Source organism: Pseudomonas sp. NPDC089422 (assembly GCF_044749405.1).
Lineage (GTDB): Bacteria > Pseudomonadota > Gammaproteobacteria > Pseudomonadales > Pseudomonadaceae > Aquipseudomonas.
This window is the reverse complement of sequence record NZ_JBIVHW010000010.1, coordinates 42,170-66,612: the sequence shown is the minus strand read 5'-3', so window position 1 is coordinate 66,612 and position 24,443 is coordinate 42,170. Positions and strand designations below refer to the sequence as shown.

The 24,443-nt window shown below is 62.6% G+C and carries 25 protein-coding genes and 1 tRNA gene; 11 read left to right on the top strand and 15 right to left on the bottom strand.

The annotated features are described in order from the left end of the window. Positions 1-123: 123 nt before the first annotated feature. The 3 genes from ACIPZ8_RS19255 (at position 124) to ACIPZ8_RS19245 (ending at position 4,383) form a co-directional block, all read left to right on the top strand. Positions 124-200, top strand: a tRNA-Met gene (locus ACIPZ8_RS19255). A 248-nt stretch (positions 201-448) separates the two neighbouring features. Further along, positions 449-3,091, top strand: coding sequence for a bifunctional lysylphosphatidylglycerol flippase/synthetase MprF (gene mprF / locus ACIPZ8_RS19250; protein ID WP_400726302.1), 2,643 nt, complete (start codon positions 449-451; stop codon positions 3,089-3,091). After that, on the top strand, positions 3,091-4,383 hold the full coding sequence (locus ACIPZ8_RS19245; protein WP_400726300.1) for a virulence factor family protein: 1,293 nt from the start codon (positions 3,091-3,093) through the stop codon (positions 4,381-4,383). The genes mprF and ACIPZ8_RS19245 overlap by 1 nt, the downstream gene beginning before the upstream one ends. 91 nt (positions 4,384-4,474) lie before the next feature. Here ACIPZ8_RS19245 and ACIPZ8_RS19240 read toward each other — a convergent pair whose 3' ends face one another. Further along, positions 4,475-6,385 (bottom strand): potassium transporter Kup, encoded by a 1,911-nt coding sequence (locus ACIPZ8_RS19240; RefSeq protein ID WP_400726297.1) that lies wholly within the window; start codon positions 6,383-6,385, stop codon positions 4,475-4,477. 235 nt (positions 6,386-6,620) lie between these two features. Here ACIPZ8_RS19240 and rimO point away from each other — a divergent pair, with 235 nt between their 5' ends. Beyond that, positions 6,621-7,952, top strand: a complete 1,332-nt coding sequence (gene rimO / locus ACIPZ8_RS19235; protein WP_400726294.1) for a 30S ribosomal protein S12 methylthiotransferase RimO — start codon at positions 6,621-6,623, stop codon at positions 7,950-7,952. Positions 7,953-8,024: 72 nt separating this feature from the next. Here the strand turns inward: rimO and ACIPZ8_RS19230 are convergent, their stop codons facing one another. The 4 genes from ACIPZ8_RS19230 to ACIPZ8_RS19215 form a co-directional block, all read right to left on the bottom strand. Continuing rightward, on the bottom strand, positions 8,025-8,774 hold the full coding sequence (locus tag ACIPZ8_RS19230; RefSeq protein WP_400726291.1) for a hypothetical protein: 750 nt from the start codon (positions 8,772-8,774) through the stop codon (positions 8,025-8,027). Between the two features lie 53 nt (positions 8,775-8,827). Continuing rightward, entirely contained in the window at positions 8,828-10,570 is a 1,743-nt protein-coding gene (locus ACIPZ8_RS19225; protein WP_400726288.1) for a DUF5666 domain-containing protein, read from the bottom strand. After that, entirely contained in the window at positions 10,567-11,412 is an 846-nt protein-coding gene (locus ACIPZ8_RS19220) for a DUF6502 family protein (protein WP_400726286.1), read from the bottom strand. Before ACIPZ8_RS19220 ends, ACIPZ8_RS19225 begins: the two co-directional genes overlap by 4 nt. A 192-nt stretch (positions 11,413-11,604) precedes the next feature. Continuing rightward, entirely contained in the window at positions 11,605-12,288 is a 684-nt protein-coding gene (locus tag ACIPZ8_RS19215; RefSeq protein ID WP_400726658.1) for a hypothetical protein, read from the bottom strand. A 210-nt stretch (positions 12,289-12,498) separates the two neighbouring features. On the opposite strand from ACIPZ8_RS19215, the gene ACIPZ8_RS19210 reads away from it, so the two are divergent. The 4 genes from ACIPZ8_RS19210 (at position 12,499) to tsaA (ending at position 14,995) form a co-directional block, all read left to right on the top strand. Then, positions 12,499-12,954 carry a GNAT family N-acetyltransferase gene (locus ACIPZ8_RS19210; protein WP_400726283.1) on the top strand — a complete coding sequence of 152 codons (456 nt, stop codon included), beginning with the start codon at positions 12,499-12,501 and terminating at the stop codon, positions 12,952-12,954. Between the two features lie 118 nt (positions 12,955-13,072). Beyond that, positions 13,073-13,783 carry an rRNA pseudouridine synthase gene (locus ACIPZ8_RS19205; RefSeq protein WP_400726281.1) on the top strand — a complete coding sequence of 237 codons (711 nt, stop codon included), beginning with the start codon at positions 13,073-13,075 and terminating at the stop codon, positions 13,781-13,783. A gap of 48 nt (positions 13,784-13,831) precedes the next feature. Next, on the top strand, positions 13,832-14,293 hold the full coding sequence (locus tag ACIPZ8_RS19200) for a DUF1456 family protein (RefSeq protein WP_103445297.1): 462 nt from the start codon (positions 13,832-13,834) through the stop codon (positions 14,291-14,293). A 6-nt stretch (positions 14,294-14,299) separates the two neighbouring features. Continuing rightward, a complete protein-coding gene (tsaA, locus tag ACIPZ8_RS19195; protein WP_400726278.1) occupies positions 14,300-14,995 on the top strand; it encodes a tRNA (N6-threonylcarbamoyladenosine(37)-N6)-methyltransferase TrmO in 696 nt (231 codons plus the stop codon). 68 nt (positions 14,996-15,063) lie between these two features. Here tsaA and fpr read toward each other — a convergent pair whose 3' ends face one another. Then, entirely contained in the window at positions 15,064-15,843 is a 780-nt protein-coding gene (gene fpr, locus ACIPZ8_RS19190) for a ferredoxin-NADP reductase (RefSeq protein ID WP_400655651.1), read from the bottom strand. A 120-nt stretch (positions 15,844-15,963) separates the two neighbouring features. Between fpr and finR the strand changes: the two genes are divergently transcribed. Further along, complete coding sequence (finR, locus tag ACIPZ8_RS19185) at positions 15,964-16,890, top strand: LysR family transcriptional regulator FinR (RefSeq protein WP_110637251.1); 927 nt, start codon at positions 15,964-15,966, stop codon at positions 16,888-16,890. On the opposite strand, the gene ACIPZ8_RS19180 is transcribed toward finR, so the two are convergent. From ACIPZ8_RS19180 to ACIPZ8_RS19170, 3 genes are all read right to left on the bottom strand, one after another. Further along, positions 16,887-17,252, bottom strand: coding sequence for a diacylglycerol kinase (locus ACIPZ8_RS19180; protein WP_010952700.1), 366 nt, complete (start codon positions 17,250-17,252; stop codon positions 16,887-16,889). The two genes, finR and ACIPZ8_RS19180, sit on opposite strands and share 4 nt — an antisense overlap. A gap of 73 nt (positions 17,253-17,325) precedes the next feature. After that, entirely contained in the window at positions 17,326-17,976 is a 651-nt protein-coding gene (gene erdR, locus ACIPZ8_RS19175) for a response regulator transcription factor ErdR (RefSeq protein WP_159411748.1), read from the bottom strand. 179 nt (positions 17,977-18,155) lie between these two features. Beyond that, positions 18,156-18,866: a tRNA-uridine aminocarboxypropyltransferase gene (locus ACIPZ8_RS19170; protein ID WP_400726275.1), complete on the bottom strand. Its 711-nt coding sequence runs from the start codon at positions 18,864-18,866 to the stop codon at positions 18,156-18,158. A gap of 225 nt (positions 18,867-19,091) precedes the next feature. Here ACIPZ8_RS19170 and ACIPZ8_RS19165 point away from each other — a divergent pair, with 225 nt between their 5' ends. Beyond that, positions 19,092-19,511: a quorum-sensing-regulated virulence factor family protein gene (locus ACIPZ8_RS19165; RefSeq protein ID WP_085675646.1), complete on the top strand. Its 420-nt coding sequence runs from the start codon at positions 19,092-19,094 to the stop codon at positions 19,509-19,511. Here the strand turns inward: ACIPZ8_RS19165 and ACIPZ8_RS19160 are convergent, their stop codons facing one another. Next, the gene (locus ACIPZ8_RS19160) at positions 19,512-19,715 is read right to left on the bottom strand and encodes a hypothetical protein (protein WP_103445302.1); all 204 of its coding nucleotides are present in this window, start codon (positions 19,713-19,715) and stop codon (positions 19,512-19,514) included. A 303-nt stretch (positions 19,716-20,018) separates the two neighbouring features. Here ACIPZ8_RS19160 and ACIPZ8_RS19155 point away from each other — a divergent pair, with 303 nt between their 5' ends. Next, a complete protein-coding gene (locus ACIPZ8_RS19155) occupies positions 20,019-21,137 on the top strand; it encodes an LOG family protein (protein ID WP_400726271.1) in 1,119 nt (372 codons plus the stop codon). 85 nt (positions 21,138-21,222) lie between these two features. On the opposite strand, the gene recX is transcribed toward ACIPZ8_RS19155, so the two are convergent. The 5 genes from recX to ACIPZ8_RS19130 form a co-directional block, all read right to left on the bottom strand. Next, positions 21,223-21,693 carry a recombination regulator RecX gene (gene recX, locus ACIPZ8_RS19150; RefSeq protein WP_400726268.1) on the bottom strand — a complete coding sequence of 157 codons (471 nt, stop codon included), beginning with the start codon at positions 21,691-21,693 and terminating at the stop codon, positions 21,223-21,225. A gap of 11 nt (positions 21,694-21,704) precedes the next feature. After that, positions 21,705-22,772, bottom strand: coding sequence for a recombinase RecA (gene recA, locus ACIPZ8_RS19145; RefSeq protein WP_054883434.1), 1,068 nt, complete (start codon positions 22,770-22,772; stop codon positions 21,705-21,707). A 103-nt stretch (positions 22,773-22,875) separates the two neighbouring features. Continuing rightward, the gene (locus ACIPZ8_RS19140; RefSeq protein ID WP_400726266.1) at positions 22,876-23,358 is read right to left on the bottom strand and encodes a CinA family protein; all 483 of its coding nucleotides are present in this window, start codon (positions 23,356-23,358) and stop codon (positions 22,876-22,878) included. A 58-nt stretch (positions 23,359-23,416) separates the two neighbouring features. Then, positions 23,417-23,857 (bottom strand): lysis system i-spanin subunit Rz, encoded by a 441-nt coding sequence (locus tag ACIPZ8_RS19135; protein WP_400726656.1) that lies wholly within the window; start codon positions 23,855-23,857, stop codon positions 23,417-23,419. A 32-nt stretch (positions 23,858-23,889) separates the two neighbouring features. Beyond that, the gene (locus tag ACIPZ8_RS19130; protein ID WP_274084608.1) at positions 23,890-24,438 is read right to left on the bottom strand and encodes a glycoside hydrolase family 19 protein; all 549 of its coding nucleotides are present in this window, start codon (positions 24,436-24,438) and stop codon (positions 23,890-23,892) included. Positions 24,439-24,443 lie beyond the last annotated feature (5 nt).

Genomic DNA, 24,443 nt, shown 5'->3' with positions numbered 1-24,443 from the left:
AAGGCCACTGTTAACGCAGTGGCCTTTTTCTTTGCCTGGAATTCAAGATCTGAAGCAATTGCTTGGCAATTTTCATTTATTTCTTGACTTACCCGTCCGAATCTATAAAATGCGCCCCTCTGACGCGGGATGGAGCAGCCTGGTAGCTCGTCGGGCTCATAACCCGAAGGTCGTCGGTTCAAATCCGGCTCCCGCAACCATATTCGTCAGAACAAACCCCGCCTGTATAACAGCAGCGCGGGGTTTGTTGCATTTCGTCGCCTGATAAATCCTTGTACTGCACCCAAACCCGCTCGTTTGAGGTGTCGACTTGAGGATGAACTATCTTTAACACTGCCGGACGACTGAAAGTAACGTTGCCCGGAGTAATATCTGGATACGTTTACCAAAGGGACTTTCACTTGGCCGCAGCTCTTCCCCTCCTCGCGCAACACGCTCGAGGCATCTCATGACATCGCACACCCCTGAACCCCAGGTGCCACTCGCCTCGGCACTGCCGACTGCTGCCCAGCGCCTGCCTTTGCTGGAACGAATGAGCCGTTTCCGTCAGCCGATTGGCCTGGCCGTGACCTTGCTGCTGTTTGCCATGGCGCTGATCGCTTGTCGGCATCTGTTGAGCGAACTGGACATCTACGCCCTGCACGATGCCATGCTCGACGTACCGGCAAAGTCGCTGATCGGCGCCCTGCTGGCGACGGTGGCAGGGTTCGTGATCCTGCTGGGCTACGAGTGGTCGGCCAGCCGTTACGCGACCGTCAAGTTGCCTGCGCGATCCTTGGTGATGGGCGGTTTCAGCGCCTTTGCCATTGGTAACGCAATCGGCCTGTCGATGCTCTCGGGTGGCTCGGTGCGCTACCGCCTGTATGCACGTCAGGGCCTCGGTGCCGCTGAAGTCGCACGCATGACCGTGTTTGCCAGCCTGTCCCTGGGGTGCGCACTGCCACCACTTGCGGCGCTGGCCACCTTGAGCAACCTGCCGGCTGCAGCAACAGCCCTGCGCTTGCCTTCGACAGTGCTGGCCGGCATCGCCATCGCCGTGTTGGCCATGACCGCCGTGCTGGTAATCGGGCTGTATCGCCGTCGCCTGCCGGAACAACCGCTGGCCGATAACCTGCTGGTCCAGCTGGGCCGTCGCACCCTGCGACTGCCCGGTGGGCGCCTGGCGGCCCTGCAGTTGCTGATCACCGCCCTGGACGTGGCCGCTGCAGCCACCGTGCTCTACCTGCTACTGCCGCAAGCCCCCCCCTTCGGTGCCTTCGTGCTGGTCTACCTGCTGGCCCTGGCTGCTGGCGTGCTCAGCCATGTACCGGGTGGCGTCGGGGTGTTCGAAGCGATCCTGCTGGCCGCCTTCGCCGACCAGCTTGGCGCCGCGCCTCTGGCCGCCGCCCTGCTCCTTTACCGGCTGATCTACGTGGTGCTGCCACTGCTGCTGGCCTGCGTGCTGCTGCTGGCCAACGAAGCACGCCGCCTGCTGTTCGCCCAGCAAGCGATCAAGGCGGCCTCGGGCCTTGGCGCACCGATCCTGGCGATTCTGGTGTTCCTGTCGGGCGTGGTGCTGCTGTTCTCCGGCGCCACCCCGGAGATCGACACGCGCCTGGAGCACATGGGCTTCCTCGTACCACACCGGCTGATCGATGCCTCGCACTTCGGCGCCAGCCTGATCGGCGTGCTCTGCCTGCTGCTGGCCCAGGGCTTGCGCCGGCGCCTGTCGGCAGCCTGGCTGCTGACCACCGTGTTGCTGCTGGTCGGCGCACTGCTGTCGATCCTCAAAGGCTTCGACTGGGAAGAAGCCAGCCTGCTGACCCTGACCGCTGCCCTGCTGGCCTTGTTCCGCCGCTCGTTCTACCGTCCGAGCCGGCTGCTCGAACTGCCGTTCTCACCGGTGTACCTGGTGGCCAGCGCCTGCGTGGTCGGCGCTTCGGTGTGGCTGCTGCTGTTCGCCTACCAGGACGTCCCCTATACCCACAAGCTGTGGTGGCAGTTCACCCTCGACGCCGACGCCCCGCGCGGCCTGCGTGCCGCCCTGGGTAGCGCGGTGCTGCTGGTGATCGTCGCCCTGACCTGGTTGCTGCGCACCGCCCGCCCGGTCATTCACCTGCCTGACGACGCTGAACTGCAGCGCGCCAACCGCATCCTGCTGGCCTCCGACCAGCCCGACGGTGGCCTGGCATTGACCGGCGACAAGGCATTGCTGTTCCACCCCAGCGACAATGCCTTCCTCATGTATGCCCGCCGCGGCCGCAGCCTGGTGGCGCTGTACGACCCGATCGGCCCGGCCCAGGAACGCGCCGAGATGATCTGGCAGTTCCGCGACCTCTGCGACCTGCACCACGCCCGCCCGGTGTTCTACCAGGTGCGCGCGGAGAACCTGCCGTTCTACATGGACATCGGCCTGACTGCCCTGAAGCTGGGCGAGGAGGCACGGGTCGACCTGCGCCGCTTCGACCTCGAAGCCAAGGGCAAGGAAATGAAGGACCTGCGCTACACCTGGAACCGTGGCGGCCGGGATGGCCTGAGCCTGGAGATCCACGAACCTGGCCATGCGCCGCTGGCCGAGCTCAAGGAAATCTCCGACGCCTGGCTCGGCGGCAAGAACGTACGCGAGAAAGGCTTCTCGCTGGGGCGCTTCAGCCCCGAGTACCTGCAGCACTTCCGTATCGCCCTGATTCGTTTCCAGGGCCGGCCGGTGGCCTTTGCCAACCTGCTGGAAACCCACAGCAACGAACTGGCCAGCCTCGACCTGATGCGCGCACACCCCGAGGCGCCGAAGCTGACCATGGAATTCATGATGATCGGCTTGATCCTGCATTACAAAAGCCATGACTACGGCCGCTTCAGCCTGGGCATGGTCCCGCTTTCCGGCCTGCAGCCACGGCGCGGCGCCCCCTTGACCCAACGCCTGGGCTCGATGGTGTTCCGCCGGGGCGAGCAGCTCTACAACTTCCAGGGCCTGCGGCGCTTCAAGGACAAGTTCCAGCCGGACTGGGAACCTCGTTACATGGCCGTGCCGGCCGGGCTCGACCCGCTGGTGGCACTGGCCGATACTGCCGCCCTGATTGCCGGCGGCCTGACTGGATTGGTGAAACGTTGATGATCCGACGCTATTGGTTGTACGTACTGATTCCCCTGCTGCTGGCCGCCCTGGCCGGCGCTGCGGGCTTTTGGCTGTGGGCCCGCCCTGCCCCAGAGGCACGGCTGGAACAGCTGACCCTGAATGACACCAGCATCATCCGCGTCACCCCGGGCGTGCACGCCAAGGCCCGAGTCGCCATCGGCGTGCCCCAGGACCAGGCCCTGAGCGACAAGCAGCTGCTGGACCTGAGCCAGGCTGGCGAGGCACAGCTGGTCCAGGTGATCCTGCCGCCGAACGACTGCACCAAGCAGCAACAGGCCATGGATCAGGCGCTGACCCAGCTGTCCGACAAACCAACCCTGGTCGCCGGCATTGGCCCTGGCGCAGCCCAGGCATGGCGCTGGCTGGCCACCCAGAGCGACGACAAGGCCCGGGCCATTTCGGTCGACTTCACCCTGGAACAACCAGGTTGCAAGGTCGAGCTGCCGAAATCGGCCGCCCACGGCCACTGGAACGTCGCCTGGAACGACAACCCGGACGACGCCAGTGCTGCCTTCGTGCGCGACCAGGCCAACGCCGAAACCAGCATCAGCGACTATGACATCCACCTGCCACAGGTGCTCAAGGCCCAGCTGACGCAGGCCCTGGTCGGCCGTGACGGCAACGCCCTGGCCATTCCGGTGGTAGAAGTCCCGGCCGGGCAGACCACCGACACCGTCACCCTGTTCCTGTCCGGTGACGGTGGCTGGCGCGACCTGGACCGCGACGTGGCCGGTGAAATGGCCAAGCTCGGCTACCCGGTGGTCGGTATCGACACCCTGCGCTACTACTGGCAGCACAAGACTCCGGAGCAAAGCGCCGCCGACCTGTCGGAACTGATGCAGCACTACCGTCAGAAGTGGGGCACCAAGCGTTTCGTGCTGACCGGATACTCGTTCGGCGCCGACGTGCTGCCTGCCATCTACAACCGCCTGCCGGCCGAAGACCAGCAGCGGATCGACGCGGTCGTGCTGCTGGCGTTCGCCCGCAGTGGCAGCTTCGAGATCGAGGTTGAGGGCTGGTTGGGCAAGGAAGGCCAGGAAGCGCCTACCGGGCCGGAAATGGCCAAGCTGCCGGCGTCCAAGGTGGTCTGCGTGTACGGTATCGAAGAGACCGACGAGAGCGGTTGCACCGACAAGACTGCAGTGGGCGAGCGCATGAAGCTGCCAGGTGGCCACCACTTCGACGAAAACTACCCGGCGCTGGCCAAGCGCCTGATCGACGAGATCGAGACCCGTCAGGGCAAGTCCAGCGTCGCTGCACAGAACTGATACCGCTTGATGGCCATTTGCGGGTAAACCCGCTCCCACAGGGAACATGTACTACCTGTGGGAGCGGGTTTACCCGCGAATCGGTTACAACTCAGATCTCGACCTGGGTACCCAGTTCGATCACCCTGTTCAAAGGCAGGTTGAAGAAGCGCAAGTTACCGTTGGCATTCTTCAGCAGGAATGCGAACAGGTTCCCCCGCCAGCGCGACATCCCCTCCAGACGCGACGCAATCACCGTTTCCCGGCTGAGGAAGTAGGTGGTACGCATCGGGCTGAAATCCAGTTCATCCAGGTGACACAGCTTCAATGCCGCTGGCACGTCCGGCTCGTCCATGAAGCCAAAGTGAAGCAGCACGCGGAAGAAGCCATCACCATAGGCCTCGACCTCGAAACGCTCCTGCTCCGGCACCCGAGGGCGGTCTTCACTGACCACCGTCAGCAGCACCACCTGACTGTGCAGCACCTGGTTATGCAGCATGTTGTGCAGCAGCGCATGGGGCACCGCATCTGCCCGCGCCGTCAGGAACACCGCCGTGCCTTCGACCCGATGCGGCGGCTGCACGCGGATGCTGCTGATGAACACAGGCAATGGCAGCCCGCCTTCATCGATACGCTCCACCAGTATCTGCTTGCCGCGCTTCCAGGTGCTCATCAGCAGGTACAGCACGCCGCCTGCCAGCACCGGGAAGGCACCACCCTGAACGATCTTCGGCACGTTGGCAGCGAAGAACAGCCCATCGACGAAGAGGAAGCCGAACAGGATCGGCACCATCAGCACCGGTGGCCATTTCCACAGCAGCAGCATCACCGCCGACACCAGAATGGTGGTCATCAGCATGGTTCCGGTCACGGCCACACCGTAAGCCGCCGCCAGGGCGCCGGAGGACTCGAAGCCGATCACCAGCAGCACTACACCGACCATCAAGGTCCAGTTCACCGCACCGATGTAGATCTGCCCCTGCTCGTCGCTGGAGGTGTGCTGGATCTGCATGCGCGGGATATAGCCCAGCTGGATGGCCTGGCGGGTCAGGGAGAAGGCCCCGGAAATCACCGCCTGCGAGGCGATGACCGTGGCCATGGTCGCCAGCCCGACCATTGGCAACAGCGCCCAGCCTGGCGCCAGCAGGTAGAACGGGTTGCGGGCAGCTTCAGGGTTCTGCAGCAAGATCGCGCCCTGGCCGAAGTAATTGAGCACCAGGGCCGGCAGCACCAGGGCGAACCAGGCGCGGGCGATCGGTTTGCGCCCGAAGTGGCCCATGTCGGCATACAGCGCCTCGGCACCGGTCAGCGCCAGCACCACGGCGCCGAGAATGGCCACGCCCATGCCGGGGTGGACGATGAAGAAGTTCACCGCCCAGCCAGGGTTGAAGGCCTTGAGCACTTCCGGGCTCTGGGAAATGCCATGCGCCCCCAGCGCGGCGAGCGCGAGGAACCAGACCACCATGATCGGGCCGAACAGCTTGCCAATCTTGTCGGTGCCATGCTTCTGCACCAGGAACAAGGCCACCAGTACCACCAGCGAAATGGGCACCACCCAGTGGTCGATACCTTCAAAGGCCAGGCCCATGCCCTCCACGGCGGACAACACCGACACCGCAGGGGTGATCATGCTGTCACCGTAGAACAGCGAGGCGCCGATCAGGCCGCAGACGACCATCAGCGCGCGCAGGCGCGGATAGGCCGCCGTGGCCCTTCGCGCCAGCGCGGTCAATGCCATGGTGCCGCCTTCGCCCTGGTTGTCGGCGCGCAGGATGAACATCACGTACTTGAACGACACCACCCACAGCAGTGACCAGAGGATCAGCGAGAGGATCCCCAGCACACCATCATGGTTGACCGGCACCCCGTAGCCGCCGGTAAAGACTTCTTTCAGGGTATACAAGGGGCTGGTACCGATATCGCCATACACCACCCCAACCGCTGCCACGAGCAACCCCAGCGACCGTGTCGCACCCTGCTTCCCCGCGTGCCCGCCTTCGGCGTGACTGCTTGCCTGAACCATCGAACACTCCCGCACATGGCCTTGAAGGCCGGTAGAATTCACGCCTGCGTCAGGGGCATGCATAAACCCCGGCGCAATGGCGCGAAGCATAGCGCAGCGTTCGTCGCTTTTCTGCTGGTCAAGCGACCTTGCGCTCGCTAGAATTGCGCACTTTTTGATCAGAGGCGCCGAAAGCGCCCGTCAAGATCGCCCCCGGCTGCGGCAGGGCGAACTGCATTCAATACCGAGGTTAGTCATGTCCACCACTCCCGCCACCCCCAAGGTTGGTTTCGTCAGCCTGGGTTGCCCCAAGGCCCTGGTCGATTCCGAGCGCATCCTGACCCAGCTGCGCATGGAAGGCTATGAAGTCGTGCCCACCTACGAGGACGCCGATGTAGTGGTGGTCAACACCTGCGGCTTCATCGACAGCGCCAAGGCCGAGTCGCTCGAAGTCATCGGTGAAGCGATCAAGGAAAACGGCAAGGTCATCGTCACCGGCTGCATGGGTGTCGATGAAGGCAATATCCGTGACGTGCACCCGAGCGTGCTGTCGGTGACCGGCCCGCAGCAGTACGAGCAGGTGGTCAACGCCGTGCACGAGGTGGTGCCACCGCGCCAGGACCACAACCCGTTGATCGACCTGGTGCCACCACAGGGTGTCAAGCTGACCCCGCGCCACTACGCCTACCTGAAGATTTCCGAAGGCTGCAACCACAGCTGCAGCTTCTGCATCATCCCGTCGATGCGTGGCAAGCTGGTCAGCCGCCCGGTCGGCGAAGTGCTGAGCGAGGCCGAGCGCCTGGTCAAGGCCGGCGTCAAGGAAATCCTGGTCATCTCCCAGGACACCAGCGCCTACGGCGTCGACGTCAAGTACAAGACCGACTTCTGGAACGGCCGCCCGGTCAAGACCCGCATGCTCGAACTGTGCGAAGCGCTGAGCAGCCTGGGCGCCTGGGTGCGCCTGCACTACGTCTACCCATACCCGAACGTCGACGACGTGATCCCGCTGATGGCCGCCGGCAAGATCCTGCCGTACCTGGACATTCCGTTCCAGCACGCCAGCCCCAAGGTACTCAAGTCGATGAAGCGCCCAGCCTTCGAAGACCGTACCCTGGCACGAATCAAGAACTGGCGCGAGCAATGCCCCGAGCTGGTGATCCGCTCGACCTTCATCGTCGGCTTCCCTGGCGAAACCGAGGAAGACTTCCAGTACCTGCTGGACTGGCTCACCGAAGCCCAGCTCGACCGCGTCGGCTGCTTCCAGTACTCGCCCGTCGAAGGAGCCCCGGCCAATGACCTGGGCCTGGACGAAGTGCCGGATGACGTCAAGCAGGACCGCTGGGACCGTTTCATGGCTCACCAGCAGGCCATCAGCGCCGCCCGCCTGCAGCTGCGCATCGGCAAGGAAATCGAAGTGCTGATCGATGAAGTCGAGGAGCAGGGTTCGGTTGGCCGCAGCTTCTTCGACGCCCCGGAAATCGACGGCAGCGTGTTCATCGACGGTAACCATGGCTTCAAGCCGGGCGACAAAGTGCGTTGCCGCGTGGTGGATGCCGACGAATACGACATGTGGGCCGAGCCCGTTTAAGGCAGCCTGCCCATGACAAAGCCCCTGCCCGGGTATTCCCAACGAGGAAATACCCGGGCAGGGGCTTTTTTGTCAGAAGGTGTGAAAAACCATCACTCCACCTTCGGCATCAGGGCTGGCATCGGAAAAGCCCTTGACCGCATACAGTTGAACCTTCCATTCACGGTTGAGCTTGTGGGTCAGGAACAGGGTCAGCTCCTGGATCTCTGAGCCTGTCGAAACGACTTTTTGCCGCCAGTCGTACGAGGCGCCCGCCGAGGTGCCTTTCGCCACAGGAATGGCAAAGCCCAGGCTGGTAAATATCGGGTCCCTGAAATTGCTGTCGGGCGGGTCGCCGAACTTCTTCCAACCCAGGGTTGCGAAGCCGGTCACCGGGCCGAATGCCTGGGCGATATCGACCTGGCCGGTATAGTCGTATTCGCCCGTGCCCAGGCACTGCTTTTCATCGGCAGTGGGGAATTTGACCTTGCCGATGAGGTCCAGCATCAGGCCGCCGTCACTGCCGTCGAGCAGCGCATAATCGGCGCTGGCAACCGTGTCGCCCAGCCCGCTTTCCACCGCATGGCATCCACCGGGCAAGGGGTCGCCATTCGGGCCTACTTCAGGGTTGGTGATGCGCAGCCAGGGCACCGTGACTTTGTAGGTCATGGGGCCGGTTTCATACTTGCCGACCACCGGCACGTACCAGATTTCCGAAGTGGTACCCGTGCCATAGTCGCCACTCGAATAGTCCATGCCAATAGAGGCGCTGAAGGTATCGGCCTGGACCGACGCACCGGTAAAGGACAGCAAACAGGCGAAAAGAGGGAGCGTCGGTCTCATCTGCACCTCAGGTTCCTTCGGGAAGTGTGATCGGACTTACCCAGCCTAGTTGCCTAATGCCCGGACCGCTCCGGATGTTCCACTTTTTCGACCTTCTCTACCGTTTCAGGCTTTTCGACCCTTTCGACTTTCTCTACCTTTTCCACTTTCTCGACTTTTTCAGGTTTTTCGACCTTCTCGACTTTTTCAACCTTCTCGACTTTCTCGGGCCTTTCGACCTTCTCGACCTTTTCCACCTTCTCGACTTTCTCCGGCCTTTCGACCTTTTCGACTTTCTCTACCTTCTCCACTTTCTCGGGCTTTTCGACTTTCTCTACTTTCTCGACCTTTTCTACCTTCTCAACTTTTTCGACCTCTACCTGTTCAACCTCCACGACCCTCTCCACCCGATCGGAGCTACCACTATTGCTGGTCGCGCGTTGCTCCACGGTATCGACATGTCCCGACTTACCAGACCTGTCCTCACTTTCCACGCTGTCGTGGTCACTGGAGCCGCTAACCGAACTCCGGCCATTGTGGTCATCACTGCTTTCGCTACGGTTGCTGGAGGCACCACGCTCACCCTGGCCGCTGTTGCTCGAGCTTGCAGAGCCACTTGTACCGTGCTCGGTGCTACGCCCGGAATGGCCTCTGTCCGAGTGCTCTCTGCGGTCGTCATCGAACTCGACGCGGGATGCCCGTAGCTCGCGCGCAGCACTGAACACCCCGCTTACCCGCACTTTCTGGTCGAGCGCGATCGATGCAGGCTGCCTGCCGACAATCACCGTATCCTGTCCCAGCGTCACATTGACGCCACCAACCACCAACTGACGCGCCTGCGTGCGCTGCACCAGCCCCTCGATCACCACAGTCTGCACCCTGCCAGCAAACGGCAGGCTCGGGTCAGGACGGGTTTGCGCCACTTCCAGCTGGTTCCCGGTCCATTGGCCGCGCACCAGCATTTCCCGCGCTGGCGCCACGCGGGTCCCCAGCTTCAGCCCCTGCAGGCTGCCCGGACGGTCAACCGCACCGATGGCACTGGCCTCCCTGAGCCCTGGCGCCCGCTCGATACGGCTGGCCACCACTTCACCAGCAGCATCGCGCAGGCCGCTGACCCTGACCGGTTCACCCGGGCGCAGCCCTTCAGCCACGCGCGCTCCAGCGGCAAGGCGCACAGCTTGACCCATGACCCGCAGTGGCCCCGATGCATTCGGCAGTGCCGTCAGCGGCCCCTCGTAGACGTTGAGAATCGCGATACGCCCGGCTTGCAGGCCGCGCTGCGTGCCAAAGGCCTCCACCGCGACAACCTGGCCGATCGCCAGATGAGCGCTGCTGGAAGGGGCACCGTTTTCACTCACAGGTACATCCTTGCCGTAGTGCACTTCCTGGCCATTGACGCAGATCGAAGCGAACCCGGTGATGGTGCCGACGATCCCCGTGCCACCGGTACCGCCCGGGCGCTGGATCGGGGCACCGCTACCGCCCACACCACCGTGGCCGCGATCGATGAAGGTCCCGTCTACGCCCTCTGCCACCGCGCCGGTACCGCCCGTGCCGCCGGGGCGCTGCTGCAGCGGCGCCCCCGTGCCGCCCACGCCGCCGTTCTCGCTGCGCGCGCCGGTGCCGCCAACTCCGCCTGTTCTGGCACCTGTACCACCGACGCCCCCCGGAAACTGCATGCCCGCAGCCCCAGCCATCCCCACTTCATCACGGCTGACACAAACCGGCGCCGCAGCCACCTCGGCAGGCGCCACCAGGTTCAGCCCGAAACCCAGGGCGAGTGCGACGAGACTGAGGCAGCGCGCGAGGGGGGTCATGAGTCGGCAGTCTTCGACGATTCGGGATCGGTGGCTTCAGTGTAGAAATAAAGCCCGACGGTGATGCGCTGGCGCTCCTCGTGGCTTGGCACGTCGGTGTTTTCCAGCTCGGCGGCCAACCGGCTGAAAGCCAGCAACACTTGCATGCCGTCCTTGGAGACCGCCTCACGCAGCGTACCGACACTGGCCGAGGTCAAGGCATCGTAGTGCACGCTGCGTTCGAAAAACGGCAGGCCTTTGCCACTGAGGTTGTGCACCGCCGCGCAGGCGTGGTCATGCAGGTTGTGGCCGAAATACGCGGCTTTCTCTTCGAAACCCTTCTGCGGCACGAATGCCTGGGCTTCTAGGTGAACGCAATCCTGATCATCGAGGCGAACGATGCCCAGACGCAGCCACTCATCCAGTACTACCCGCCCGCGGATGTCCGTGCTGATCTTCGCCACCAGGGCATCGAAAGAGCGATCGCCGCCAACGCTGGCGAGCCGTGGCAGCGCCAACGCCTGCCCGGCTTCGGAGCAGAAGGGTGGACTGGTGGTCCATACATTCACCAGTTGCGCACCTAAGGTGATGTTTTCCGGCAACTCAACGTCAGTCGCGTCATGTTCACTTCGCAGCCGCCGAACATCCTTGCGATGAACGCCGGTAAGGAGGCTGATGCGGCTATCTGTCGGCACCTTGTCGTCCAGGCGAAACTCGCGATGAGCCACATCGACGAAAACTTCCTTGAGTACGTCGGTGAACATCGTGTAGGTCACCCCTTTGCGCAGCATCAGGCGCACCAGAGGGCGCATGACCCTGCGCAGTGCGCTCAACATGGACGGGGGTATAGAGGGCGATTGCATGGAGCGCATTCCTTGACAGTTGAAACCAGCATACGACGCGGGAAAACATCCCGCACGAACTGTAACTACTTCCCACAGAGCATGAGAAAAAGCTGTCAGCGCTCACTGCAAACCCGTGATAGGGCTTCACTGCCCCAGACCCGCTCATACAAAACCCGTCCCCTGGGTCTTGTATGGGCTGTTCACTGCCAATCAGCTCCTGCTGTTGTCATCGCCGACTTCGCCGGCGGCATGAGCACCGCGGTCATCACCTTGTTCGCGGCCCACATGGTTGCCGTTATCGTCACCAGGTTCACCACCAACGTGAACGCCATGATCGTCGCCAGGTTCACCGCCAACATGATTGCCATGATCATCACCGGGCTCACCGCCAACATGATTGCCATGATCGTCACCGGGTTCGCCGCCAACGTGATTGCCATGATCGTCGCCGGGCTCACCACCAACGTGATTGCCATGGTCATCACCCCTTTCAGCATGGCTGCTGCGTCCGGAGTTCGAGTTGCCATCGTGGCCCTGGCCTGCTTCACCATGGCCGCTGCCACTGTTGCCAGCATGGCCGCCGCTGCCGCTGCCGCCGTGGCCGCCACCACCACCACCGCTGCCGCCACCACTTCCACCGCCGCCGCCGTGACCACCGCCGCCGCCACCGCTTCCACCTCCACCGCCGTGACCACCGCCGCCGCCACCGCTTCCGCCTCCACCGCCGTGACCACCACCGCCGCCACCGCCACCGTGACCGCCGCCTCCACCGCCACCGCCGCCATCCTTGGCATAGGCGCTGGAGCCATGTGAAATCGAATCTGGAATCAAAACGATGGCACTCGACAGCACGCCGGCAACGGCGACCGCCAGTAGAGCCCTTTTGAACAGCATGTGGATTTGCATTTTCCGTCTCCAGGTCTTCGCCATGAGAACGCCAAATCAAGCCGGGAATCTGTTGTGAGTTCTTTCATTTATTTATGTGGGAATTTTTCCCACGCCTAATTAATAGACCTCCACGCCCCAGGCTTCAAGCCGCACGCAGAGAAGCCGACCAGTGGTCGGCCTGCTATGTTTGCTCTATCGCCCAGGAGGAACACCGGCATGCATTCAGTTCTGACACTGCAAACCCCTCGCTACAGCGACTACAGCGAGCTGGTGCAGATCTGGGAAGACTCGGTGCGCGCGACCCATGACTTCCTTCCCGAGGCCTACATCCTGCTCCTGCGCGAGCAGGTATTGCGCCGCTATCTCGACGCCGTGATGCTGATCTGCTGCAAGGATCGCCAGCGCATCTGTGGCTTTGCCGGTGTCGCCAACGGCTGCGTTCACATGTTGTTCGTCGCACCCGACTACCGCGGCAAGGGCGTTGGCCAGCGCCTGCTGCGTTATGCGATCGATGAATTGAATGCCGAACGCCTGGACGTCAACGAACAGAACCCACAAGCCCTGGGCTTCTACTTGCATGAAGGCTTCGAAGTGGTCGGCCGCTCGGAAACAGATGGCTTGGGGCAGCCTTATCCCCTTCTGCACATGAGGCTGATTCCTACAGCGTCTTAGGCGGCGTCTGAATATGCCGTGGTCTGCGTCCAAAACGGCGCATTTGACACAGATTCCCATCATCAACCGCGCACAGGCAGGTACAATGTAGGTCTTTCCCTGCCTTGCGAATTGCCCCATGTCCGAACCCGTCCGCCTGTCCAAACGCCTCATCGAGCAGCTTGGTTGCTCCCGCCGCGAGGCCGAGCTGTATATCGAAGGAGGCTGGGTCACGGTCGATGGCGTGGTGGTCGAGCAGCCCCAGTTCAAAGTCGACGAGCAACGCGTCGAACTGCTGCCGGGAGCACGGGCCGAGGCATTGGAACCGGTCACCCTGCTGATGCACCAAGCGGCCGGTGTCGATAGCGAAACCGCTCGCGCCAGCATGAATATGGGCAACCTCAGCGAGGCCCACCGCGAAGGCGTACGGCCTCTGCACGGACACTTTGCCCGGCTGACCTGCCTGGCGCCGCTGGAACGTGGCGCCACCGGCCTGCAGGTGTTCACTCAGGACTGGCGGGTCACCCGCAAGATCGACGCCGACCTGCGCCGCATGGAGCAGGAATACATCATCGAAGTGCGCGGTGAGACTACGCCTCAGGCCTTGGAGCGCCTGGCGCGCGGTGCGACGCGTAATGACCGGGAGCTACCCAAGGCCAAGGCCAGCTGGCAGAACGAGACCCACTTGCGCCTGGTCGTGAAAAACCCGCAACCCGGGCAGATCAGCGAACTGTGCGCCTACCTGCGCCTGGAAGTGCTGGGCATGCGCCGCATTCGCCTGGGGGGGGTGTCGATGGGCAAGCTGCCTGTGGGGCAGTGGCGTTACCTGGCAGCCACCGAACGTTTCTAAGCAATGCGCCACGCCCCCGGCGTGGCTACTGAACAGGATTTTGCAACAATGAACCACAACGATGTCCTGCGCAGCCTGCGCTACATGCTCAAGGTGAACGACGCCAAGATGGCCGAAATCATCGCGCTGTCCGGCCTCGAAGTTAACCCGATCGTGCTCGCCACCTACTTGAAGAAGGAAGACGAAGCCGGTTTCGTGCGTTGCCCGGAGCGGGTCATGGCGCACTTTCTCGACGGCCTGGTGATCCACCGCCGTGGCAAGGACGACAGCCGCCCACCACAGCCCGTCGAGCTGCCGGTGACCAACAACACCATCCTGAAAAAACTGCGGGTGGCCTTCGAACTCAAGGAAGAAGACCTGCACGCCATCCTCAAGACGGTCAATTTTCCGGTGTCCAAGCCTGAACTCAGCGCGTTGTTCCGCAAGGTCGGGCATGACAACTATCGCCCGTGTGGCGACCAGCTGCTGCGCAACTTCCTCAAGGGCCTGACCCTGCGCGTGCGCGGCTGAGTGGCCATGCAGCATACGGTTGCACCGGTCGGCATCGTCCGTTCCTGCTTCAAGGAGAAGTTTGCCATCCCGCGCCAGCCGCAGCTGGCGCCAGCTGCCCGCGGGGTGCTGGAACTGCTGCCGCCGTTCGATCAGGGCGATGCGGTGGCCGGGCTGGAGCAGGTCAGCCATGTCTGGTTGCTGTTCCTGTTCCACCAGGCATTGGAAGACAAACCGCGCCTGAAAGTGCGCCCGCCACGCCTGGGCGGCAACAAGAGCATGGGCGTGTTCGCCACCCGCGCCACCCACCGCCCCAACGGCATCGGCCAGTCGGTGGTGCGCCTGGAGGGCGTGGAGCCAAGGCGCCTGCTGCTGTCCGGGATCGACCTGCTGGACGGCACGCCGGTACTGGACATCAAACCTTATGTCCCTTACGCCGACAGCGTTGCCGGGGCAAGCAACCTGATGGCCAGTGATGCGCCAGTCGCGATTGCCGTTGGCTGGAGCGACAGTGCCCTGCCCCAGGCCCACGCGCATGGGCTGCGCCTTGGCGAGCCGCTGGTGGAACTGATCGAGCAGTGCCTGGCGCAGGACCCGCGCCCGGCCTATCAGGTGCCACCGCCGGAACGGGTGTACGGGGTGAAGTTCTGGGATGTGCAGGTCCGCTGGCATTACCCGCAACCGGATCAGATCCAGGTGCTGGAAGTCGTTCGGGAAGGCTGAAAATCACCGCCGTGCAGGCATAAAAAAACGCAGATCCAGGTCTGCGTTTTTTCGTTGCTGCGTTCGTCTTATTTCTCGACGAAGGCACGCTCGATCAGGTAGTCACCCGGCTCGCGCATGCGCGGGGAGACTTTCAGGCCGAAGCTGTCGAGCACTTCGCTGGTCTCGTCGAGCATGCTCGGGCTACCGCAGATCATCGCGCGGTCGTCCTCTGGGTTGATCGGTGGCAGGCCGATATCGCTGAACAGCTTGCCGCTGCGCATCAGGTCGGTCAGGCGGCCCTGGTTTTCGAACGGCTCGCGGGTCACGGTCGGGTAGTAGATCAGCTTGTCACGGACCGATTCACCGAAGAACTCGTTCTGCGGCAGGTGCTCGGTGATGAATTCTTTGTAGGCCACTTCGTTGACGTAACGCACACCGTGAACCAGGATCACCTTTTCAAAGCGCTCGTAGGTTTCCGGGTCCTGGATGACGCTCATGAACGGCGCCAGGCCGGTGCCGGTGCTCAGCAGGTACAGGTGCTTGCCCGGCTTCAGGTCGTCGAGGACCAGGGTACCGGTTGGCTTCTTGCTGATGATGATCTCGTCGCCTTCCTTCAGGTGCTGCAGCTGCGAGGTCAGCGGGCCGTCCGGGACCTTGATGCTGAAGAACTCCAGGTGCTCTTCCCAGTTCGGCGAAGCGATGGAATAGGCGCGCATGAGCGGACGGCCGCTTTCCTGCTGCAGGCCGATCATCACGAACTGACCGTTCTCGAAGCGCAGGCCCGGGTCGCGGGTGCACTTGAAGCTGAACAGGGTGTCGTTCCAGTGGTGCACACTGAGGACACGTTCGTGGTTCATGTTGCTCATCTAGGAAACTCCTGAAGAAAAACGCGGCGCGGGCAAGGCGCACAGTTGCGCGATAGTTTAGGGGCAGCGAGAATATCTGTTAACTGAATTATCAAGATATGTGTTATCGGTTATATAGATATGCGATTTACACTTCGTCAGCTTCAGGTATTCGTCGCCGTGGCCCAGCACCAGAGTGTGTCGCGGGCTGCCAGCGTGCTCGCGCTTTCACAGTCGGCGGCAAGCACGTCCATTACCGAACTTGAGCGGCAATCGAGCTGCCAGCTGTTCGACCGCGCCGGCAAGCGCCTGGCACTCAATGCCCTGGGCCATCAGTTGCTGCCCCAGGCCGTCGCCCTGCTCGACCAGGCCAAGGAAATCGAAGACCTGCTCAACGGCAAGTCCGGCTTCGGCTCGCTGGCGGTCGGTGCCACGCTGACCATCGGCAATTACCTGGCCACCCTGCTGATCGGCAGCTTCATGCAGATACACCCGGAGAGCCAAGTCAAGCTGCATGTGCAGAACACTGCGCATATCGTGCACCAGGTTGCGCAATACGAAATTGATCTGGGTCTGATCGAAGGTGACTGCAACCACCCGGATCTGGAGGTGCAGCCGTGGGTCGAGGATGAGCTGGTGGTGTTCTGTGCACCGCAACATCCACTGGCCAAGGCCGGCCGCGCCGATGTCGAAGCCCTGTCGCAGGAGGCCTGGATCTTGCGCGAGCAGGGTTCCGGCACCCGCCTGACCTTCGACCAAGCCATGCGTCATCACCGCACCAGCCTCAACATCCGCCTGGAGCTTGAACACACCGAGGCGATCAAGCGTGCCGTGGAATCGGGCCTGGGTATCGGCTGCATCTCCCGCCTGGCTCTGCGCGATGCTTTCCGCCGCGGTAGCCTGGTACCGGTGGAGACGCCGGAGCTGGACCTGATGCGCCAGTTCTACTTCATTTGGCACAAGCAGAAATACCAGACTTCGGCGATGCGTGAATTCCTGGAATTGTGCCGCAACTTCACTGCGGGCTTTACCCGCAGTGACGAGATCGTCTTGCCGCCGATCGCTTAAAGCAGAATCACACCCCACACAAGCGCGACCATGGTCAGCGCCACCAGCTGCGCGGCGCTGCCCATGTCCTTGGCGTTCTTCGACAACGGGTGGCGCTCCAGCGAGATACGATCGATGGCTGCTTCCACTGCCGAGTTGAACAGCTCGACAATCAGGCCGAGCAGGCACACGGCGATCATGATTGCCCGCTCGGCACGGCTGACCGGCAGCCAGAAGGCAATCGGGATCAGCAGCACGTTGAGCAGTACCAGCTGGCGGAAGGCGGCCTCGCCCTTGAAGGCGGCGCGCAGGCCGTCCAGCGAGTAGCCAGCGGCGTTGAAGATGCGTTTCAGGCCGGTCTGGCCTTTGAATGGCGATGTCATGTGAGTCACTTCACAACAGAAAGGCCAGCAGACTAGTGCGGCACGGGTCAAAAAAGCGTGAATCCAGGCGCCGTCAGCTACTGGCAACCGATTCAAGTTGTTGCAGCAACAGCGCCGCCTGGGTGCGGGTGCGCACGCCCAGCTTGCGGAAGATAGCGGTTACATGGGCCTTGATGGTCGCTTCCGACACACTCAGTTCATAGGCGATCTGCTTGTTCAGCAAACCTTCGCAGACCATGGTCAGCACGCGGAACTGCTGTGGGGTGAGGCTGGCCAGGCCTTCACTGGCGGCCTTGGCTTCAGCCGAGACATCGACCTTCTCGAAGGCTTGCGGTGGCCACCAGACATCGCCATCGAGCACCTTTCTCACGGCATCCTGAATGACTTCAAGGCCGCTGGACTTCGGAATGAAGCCGCTGGCACCGAACTCGCGGGACTTCACCACCACGGCGGCCTCTTCCTGCGCCGAGACCATTACTACCGGAATCTGCGGGTACTGGCCGCGCAGCAGGACCAGCCCGGAGAAGCCATAGGCACCCGGCATGTTCAAGTCCAGCAGGACCAGGTCCCAGTCGGCTTTTTCACTCAGGCGGGTTTCCAGTTCGGCGATGCTCGCCACTTCAACCAGGCGCACATCGGCGCCCAGGCCGAGGGTAACGGCCTGGCGCAGAGCGCTACGAAACAGCGGGTGGTCATCGGCTATCAGGATTTCGTATGTGGCCATCGATCTATGGATCCTGTTCTGTGCCAGGCGCATGCGGGGTAGTGAAGCGCCTGGCGGGGAATCGGCGCCAAGAATGCCGAGCACGGCCGGAGGTGGTCAAGCCAACTACCCTGCCGTCTCGCCCACCCTGGCTGCCAGCCCCGTCATTATGAACCAAAGTAAGACTTATGCCCCTTGGACTATAGGAAGGTATGCAAACGCTGGTGGGTGTCGTCCTGATCATCCAGCGGCAGGCGACGCTTGCCACTGAGGTAATGCAGGCTGAACACGTCGAGGTAAGCATCCAGCGCCTGGGAAGCCAGGCTGTCACCCGCCAGGTCCAGGCACATGGCAGCGACTTCGGCGGTGCAGAAATGGTCGTCACGCTTGGACCGACGCAGGCGATAGCGCGACATCTGCTCGGCTTGCAGGCTCAGCACCGGGAAGCGGTCAAGATACGGGCTCTTGCGGAACATCTTGCGGGCTTCGGTCCAGGTGGCATCGAGCAGGATGAACAACGGGCGCTTGCCGGGTTCGCGGACGACCTCGCTGACCACCCGCTCCTGGGCGACGAATTCGCCAGGGAAGACGATGTAAGGCTGCCACTGCGGGTCGTCGAGCAATGCCAGCAAGCGCTCGTCCACCGAGGTACGCAACCAGCCGTAGGCACAAGTGTCTTCGATCAGGTCGGCGATAAGCCAGCCGGTGTTGGTCGGTTTCAATGGCTCTGTGTCGTGCATGATCAGGCACACACCGGAGTCGGCCTGCACCCTGGGCTTCCACGCACACAGGCAGTGGGTGGCGATCACCCGGCAATCGGGGCAACGCTCGGCGCGTGAACCACGGGCAATGAAAGGTTTGTTGCTGCGTGCCAGGCGCTCGGCACGCAGGCGTGCTACCGCGTGGCTCATGCTGGCAAGCCTGTGGACGGGTTGTGACTGGACACTGCAGGGACTCGGAAGATGCAAAACGCCAGTCTACCAGAGCAGGCGCCATTTGGCCGTGCAGCGGAGCCAACCGGTCCCTTATAATCGGCGTCATTGGCCACCGTGAATCTGCCTGCGATGCAGCGGGTTTCATGGAACGCCCGCCGCCGGCGCATGTCAAAGCGCCAGTCATCGAACCAGGAGAGATTCATGCTGCGTCTTATCGTCCCGACCCTGAGCCTGTTGCTCACCCTGCCACTGGCAGCCCAGGCTGCCTCCAAGCAGGAGTTCGAGCTCAACAAGCTGCTGCAGAAGGTCGCCACGGAAAGCAGTGTCGGCACCCCTCGCGCCATCAACGAAGACATTCTCGATCAGGGTTATACCGTTGAAGGCAAGGCACTGGTCAACCACCTCAGCGTACGTGCCGAGCATGCCGCGCGCATGCAGCAGAACCCGGCGCAAGTCCGCAGCCAGTTGGGCGACAGCGTGTGCCGCAACAGTGGTTTCCGTAACCTGATGTCCAAAGGGGCGGTGATGGTCTATCGCTTCAGCGTGTACAAAACCAACCAGCCGGTCATGGATCAGGCCTTCGATGCTGCCAGCTGCACCGCTGGCAACAAGAAGAAGTGACTAGGTAACCCGCTCTCCTTCGGCGCGCCGCGGCTCTTCGTCGGCGCGCATCTCTGCCAGCAATGCCTGCAGGTAGCGTGACTGACACTCAAGTGCAGCAAGCCTGCGACGGCACTCTGCTTCCAGGCTCACATGGTGATCCTGGGCTGCATGTTCCAGCTGCTGGTAAAGCTGCCGGTCTACCTCGATGACCAAGCGATGCATACCGCCACCTCCTGCATCGACACGTTTCACTTCTCCAGTTAACCAAACCCTCGCCGAGGCAGGTCGCAGGCCGACGAGTGGCCACTGTGTTCGCGCCTGCACGATCAGGCGCAACGGTCTAGATTGATAGCGAAGGCCCGAAAAACGACACGCAGGGCTGACAGCCCTGCGCCACGGTCTTGAAGGCCTACTGCAATGCTCGGGATGCACACTCGAGTCACGGCAGCCAGCGACACACGTAGTGTCGCGGCCGAGCCACACCATCGGCCCGGTCAGAGGTTTTGCTGCAGAAGGAGACGTTGAATGCCTTACCAATCGAATGAACACCTGTTCAATCACTTCAGGGACCACGGCATCGACCTGAGCAAGATCGACCAGCAACTGCAGCTGGTCGCGCCGGGCAGCCCCAACCTGCCGCTGTACCGCGACATGATGCTCACGGTCTTGCGCATGGCCCATGACGACAGCGACCGCTGGAGCGCCAAGATCACCTTGCAGGCCTTGCGCGAACTGGACCACTCGTTCCGCATGCTCCAGCGCTACCGGGGGCGACGCAAGGTCACCGTGTTCGGCTCGGCACGCACTCCCGTGGAACACCCGATGTACGCCCTGGCTCGCGAGCTGGGGGCGACCCTCGCCCGCTCCGATCTGATGGTCATTACCGGGGCCGGCGGCGGCATCATGGCTGCGGCCCACGAAGGCGCCGGCAGTGACCATAGCCTGGGTTTCAACATCACCCTGCCCTTCGAGCAGCATGCCAATGCCACGGTGGATGGCACCGACAAGCTGCTGCCCTTCCACTTCTTCTTCATTCGCAAGCTGTTCTTCGTCAAGGAAGCCGATGCACTGGTACTCTGCCCAGGCGGCTTCGGCACGCTGGATGAAGCACTTGAAGTGTTGACGCTGATCCAGACCGGCAAGAGCCCACTGGTGCCGGTGGTACTGCTGGACTCACCGGGTGGCACGTTCTGGCGCGACTGCCTGGCGTTCATCAGCCGCCAGCTTGAAGAGAACCGCTACATTCTGCCCAGTGACCTGAAGCTGCTGCGGCTGGTGTACAGCGCCGATGAGGCCGTCGAGGAAATCAACCAGTTCTACAGCAATTACCACTCCAGCCGCTGGCTGAAGAACCAGTTCGTGATCCGCATGCATCATCGGCTCAGTGAGGCCGCACTGCATGACATTCAGGAGGGATTTGCCGACTTGCGCCTGAGTGGCCGGTATTACCAACACGCCGACAGTGGTGCCGAACACGAGGTGGGCAACTTCAGCCATCTGACGCGGCTGACGTTTGCCTTCAATGGCCGTGACCAAGGGCGACTGCGGGAACTGGTCGATTTCATCAACTTGCCGGAAAACTGGGCCAAACCGGAGCCGATGCATACCACTCAGCGGGCTCGGGAGGCATTGAAGGTCAGTTGAAGCAGAACATGCACGGTCTTTGTAAGAGCGGCCTTGCGCCCCTTTCGAGACACAAGGCCGCTCCTACAGGGCGTTGCAAGCCAGATCAGTAATCATCCAGATCCCGGCCATTGAGCAGCCGGCCGATCATGTCCATGGGGAAACCGCGGTAGGCAAGAAACCGGGTCTGCTGGGCGCGACTTCGTGGGTCCTGGGGGCGAAGCCCAGCGAACTTGCGCTGCCAGGTATCCCGCAGCAGCGCCGCCCAATCCACTTCGCTTTCACGCAGGGCCTGCTCGATATCACTTCGATTCAGCCCGCGCTGGCCAAGCTCCTCGCGAATACGCGCAGGACCATAGCCGGCACTGGAGCGGTATCGGATGAAACTCTCCAGATAACGGGCTTCGCTAAGCAGCCCTTCTTCGGCGAGCCGATCGAGCGCTGGCTCGATCAGTTCATCCGGTGCACCGCGCTGACGCAACTTGCGCGTCAGCTCGACGCGTCCATGCTCGCGGCGCGCGAGCAGGTCCATGGCTGTCCGCCTGACGGCGACGGGGGTGTCGAGCACGGCGGACATACCAGCGGCTATCAATAACCGGCGTCGGCGTCAGCCATGTCGTCGGCATCGGCTTCAGCGGCAGCAGCCTTGCCAGCTTCTGCAACAGCACCGGCCTTGAGCAGCTTCTCGCGAATCTGCTTCTCGATCTCGGCACCAATGGCCGGGTTCTCTGCCAGGTACTTGGCCGCGTTGGCCTTGCCCTGACCGATCTTGTTGCCTTGGTAGGCGTACCAGGCACCGGACTTCTCTACCAGGCCTTGGGAAACACCCAGGTCGATGATTTCGCCGTTGCGGTAGATACCCTTGCCGTAAAGGATCTGGAACTCGGCCTGACGGAACGGAGGCGAGACCTTGTTCTTGACGATCTTGACGCGGGTTTCGCTGCCGACCACTTCGTCCCCTTCCTTGACCGCGCCGGTACGGCGGATGTCCAGGCGTACCGAGGCGTAGAACTTCAGGGCGTTACCACCGGTGGTGGTTTCCGGGCTACCGAACATCACGCCGATCTTCATGCGGATCTGGTTGATGAAGATGACCAGGCAGTTGGCGTTCTTGATGTTACCGGTGATCTTGCGCAGTGCCTGGGACATCAGGCGGGCCTGCAGGCCGACGTGCATGTCGCCCATTTCGCCTTCGATCTCGGCCTTCGGCACCAGTGCGGCGACGGAGTCGACGATGATCACGTCAACGGCGTTGGAGCGCACCAGCATGTCGGTGATTTCCAGGGCCTGTTCGCCGGTGTCCGGCTGCGAGACCAGCAGGTCGTCGACGTTGACGCCCAGCTTGCCGGCGTATTCAGGGTCGAGGGCGTGTTCGGCGTCGACGAAGGCGCAGGTAGCGCCGTTCTTCTGGGCTTCGGCAATGACCGACAGGGTCAGCGTGGTTTTACCCGAGGACTCCGGGCCGTAGATTTCGACGATACGGCCTTTGGGCAGACCACCGATGCCGAGCGCGATGTCCAGGCCCAGGGAACCGGTGGAAATGGCTGGGATGCCCTGGCGCTCGTGGTCGCCCATGCGCATGACCGCGCCTTTGCCGAATTGGCGTTCGATTTGACCCAGGGCCGCAGCCAAGGCGCGCTTCTTGTTGTCGTCCATTGAAATCCTCACGTGTTCGACTTGGCCCTGACGGCCGGAATACCTGTATAAGTAGCCAGTATTATTCCACAGGCTAGCGCGCGCGCAAACCCCTGTCGTCGATTTACTCGGCGCCAAGCTGTAACAAGCCGTCTAACGCGGCGATCACCGTTTGTCGGCGTACGGCTTCGCGGTCACCGTCGAAGTGCCGGCGTTCGCTGGTTACCTGCTCGCCATCGGCCCAGGCCAGCCAAACGGTCCCCACCGGCTTGGCCGGCGAACCACCGTCGGGCCCGGCCACGCCACTGACGGCCACGGCAAAGCGTGCACCGCTGGCGGCCTGGGCGCCACGGACCATGGCTTCGACCACCTCCTGGCTGACCGCGCCAACCTCGGCGAACAGCGTCTCGGGCACGTTCAGCAGGCGGGTTTTCTGGGCATTGGAATAGGTCACGTAACCGGCCTCGAACCAGGCCGAGCTGCCAGGCACGCGGGTGATGGCCTCAGCGATGCCACCGCCAGTGCAGGATTCGGCGGTGGTCACCTGGGCTTTGAAGCGGCGCAGGTGTTCGCCGAGACGAGTGGCGAGAACGGTGATCGGGTCCATGACGAGCTCCTTCAATGTTGCGCATTACCCTACCACCCTGACAACGCCACACAAGGGATCAAGGCCGCAAGGCGCGTACATAATCCTGACAGGCCCGCAACGCCATCAACCCCCGGTCCCCCTCATCGGTAATGGCGATAATTCGTCGAGCATGCGCCGGCTCAAGTCCGGCGCGTACGGTTGCATGATCCACGCCGCCGGCGCTGGAGGCGGCAGGCACTGCGCTGCAGATGGCGTCGCGCTCGACCAGGACCGACAGGCGCAGATCGGCAGTAGCAAGGCGATCACGCAGGCGAGCCTGAGCGTATTGCACATCGGTAAGCTCCTTGAAATGACGGCTTTCACTTTGTTCCAGGCGCTGTTCGAGGGACTGGCGCTGACCGCGCTCGGCAATCAGCCGGGCAGCCTCGGCATCGGCCTGGGCTTGCGCCAGCTGCGCCAGTTGCCGCCCATAACGCCAGCCCTGCACCTGCCAGGCCAGCGCTACACACAGCACCATCAGCAATGCACCGAGGCCCAGTTGCAAGCGGCTCAACACAGCACCTCGCGCGCCCGCGCCCAGAGCTTGAGACGATCCTCCAGCCCATTGAGCCCACCATTGATATGACGCGTGATGCGGTTGAACTCACCGCGGTCAGCCAGGGCATTGAGCCCGCGCGAATGCCAGAACCACGCCGCCGACTCGCAGGCCCAGCGCGGTTGCTCCAGCAACTGCGGTTGCGCCAGCAGGCGCTCGTCGCCGAACAGCGCACGGCTGCAGGCCTGATAGTTGTTGCGCCCGGTGACCTGGATCAGGCCGCGCCCGCAATACAACTGGCCATCGCCATCGGCCTGCGGCGTGTTACCCAGGCGCAAGGCCAGGCTGCCGGTGTCATAGCGCGCCAGATAGCGGTCGTTGCCCAGCTCCTTCACGTAGCGAAACTGGCCGGACTCATGGCCGACCTGGGCGATGAACGCCGCCACACGCTTGGGGTTGTCGATCTCCCAGCGTGGCAGGGTGACGTTCAGTGCCGAAAGAAAAACGCCCGCAACGGGGCGGGCGTTCGGCAGAATCTGTAGCAATTGCGTTTCAGTGAGCATGTCTG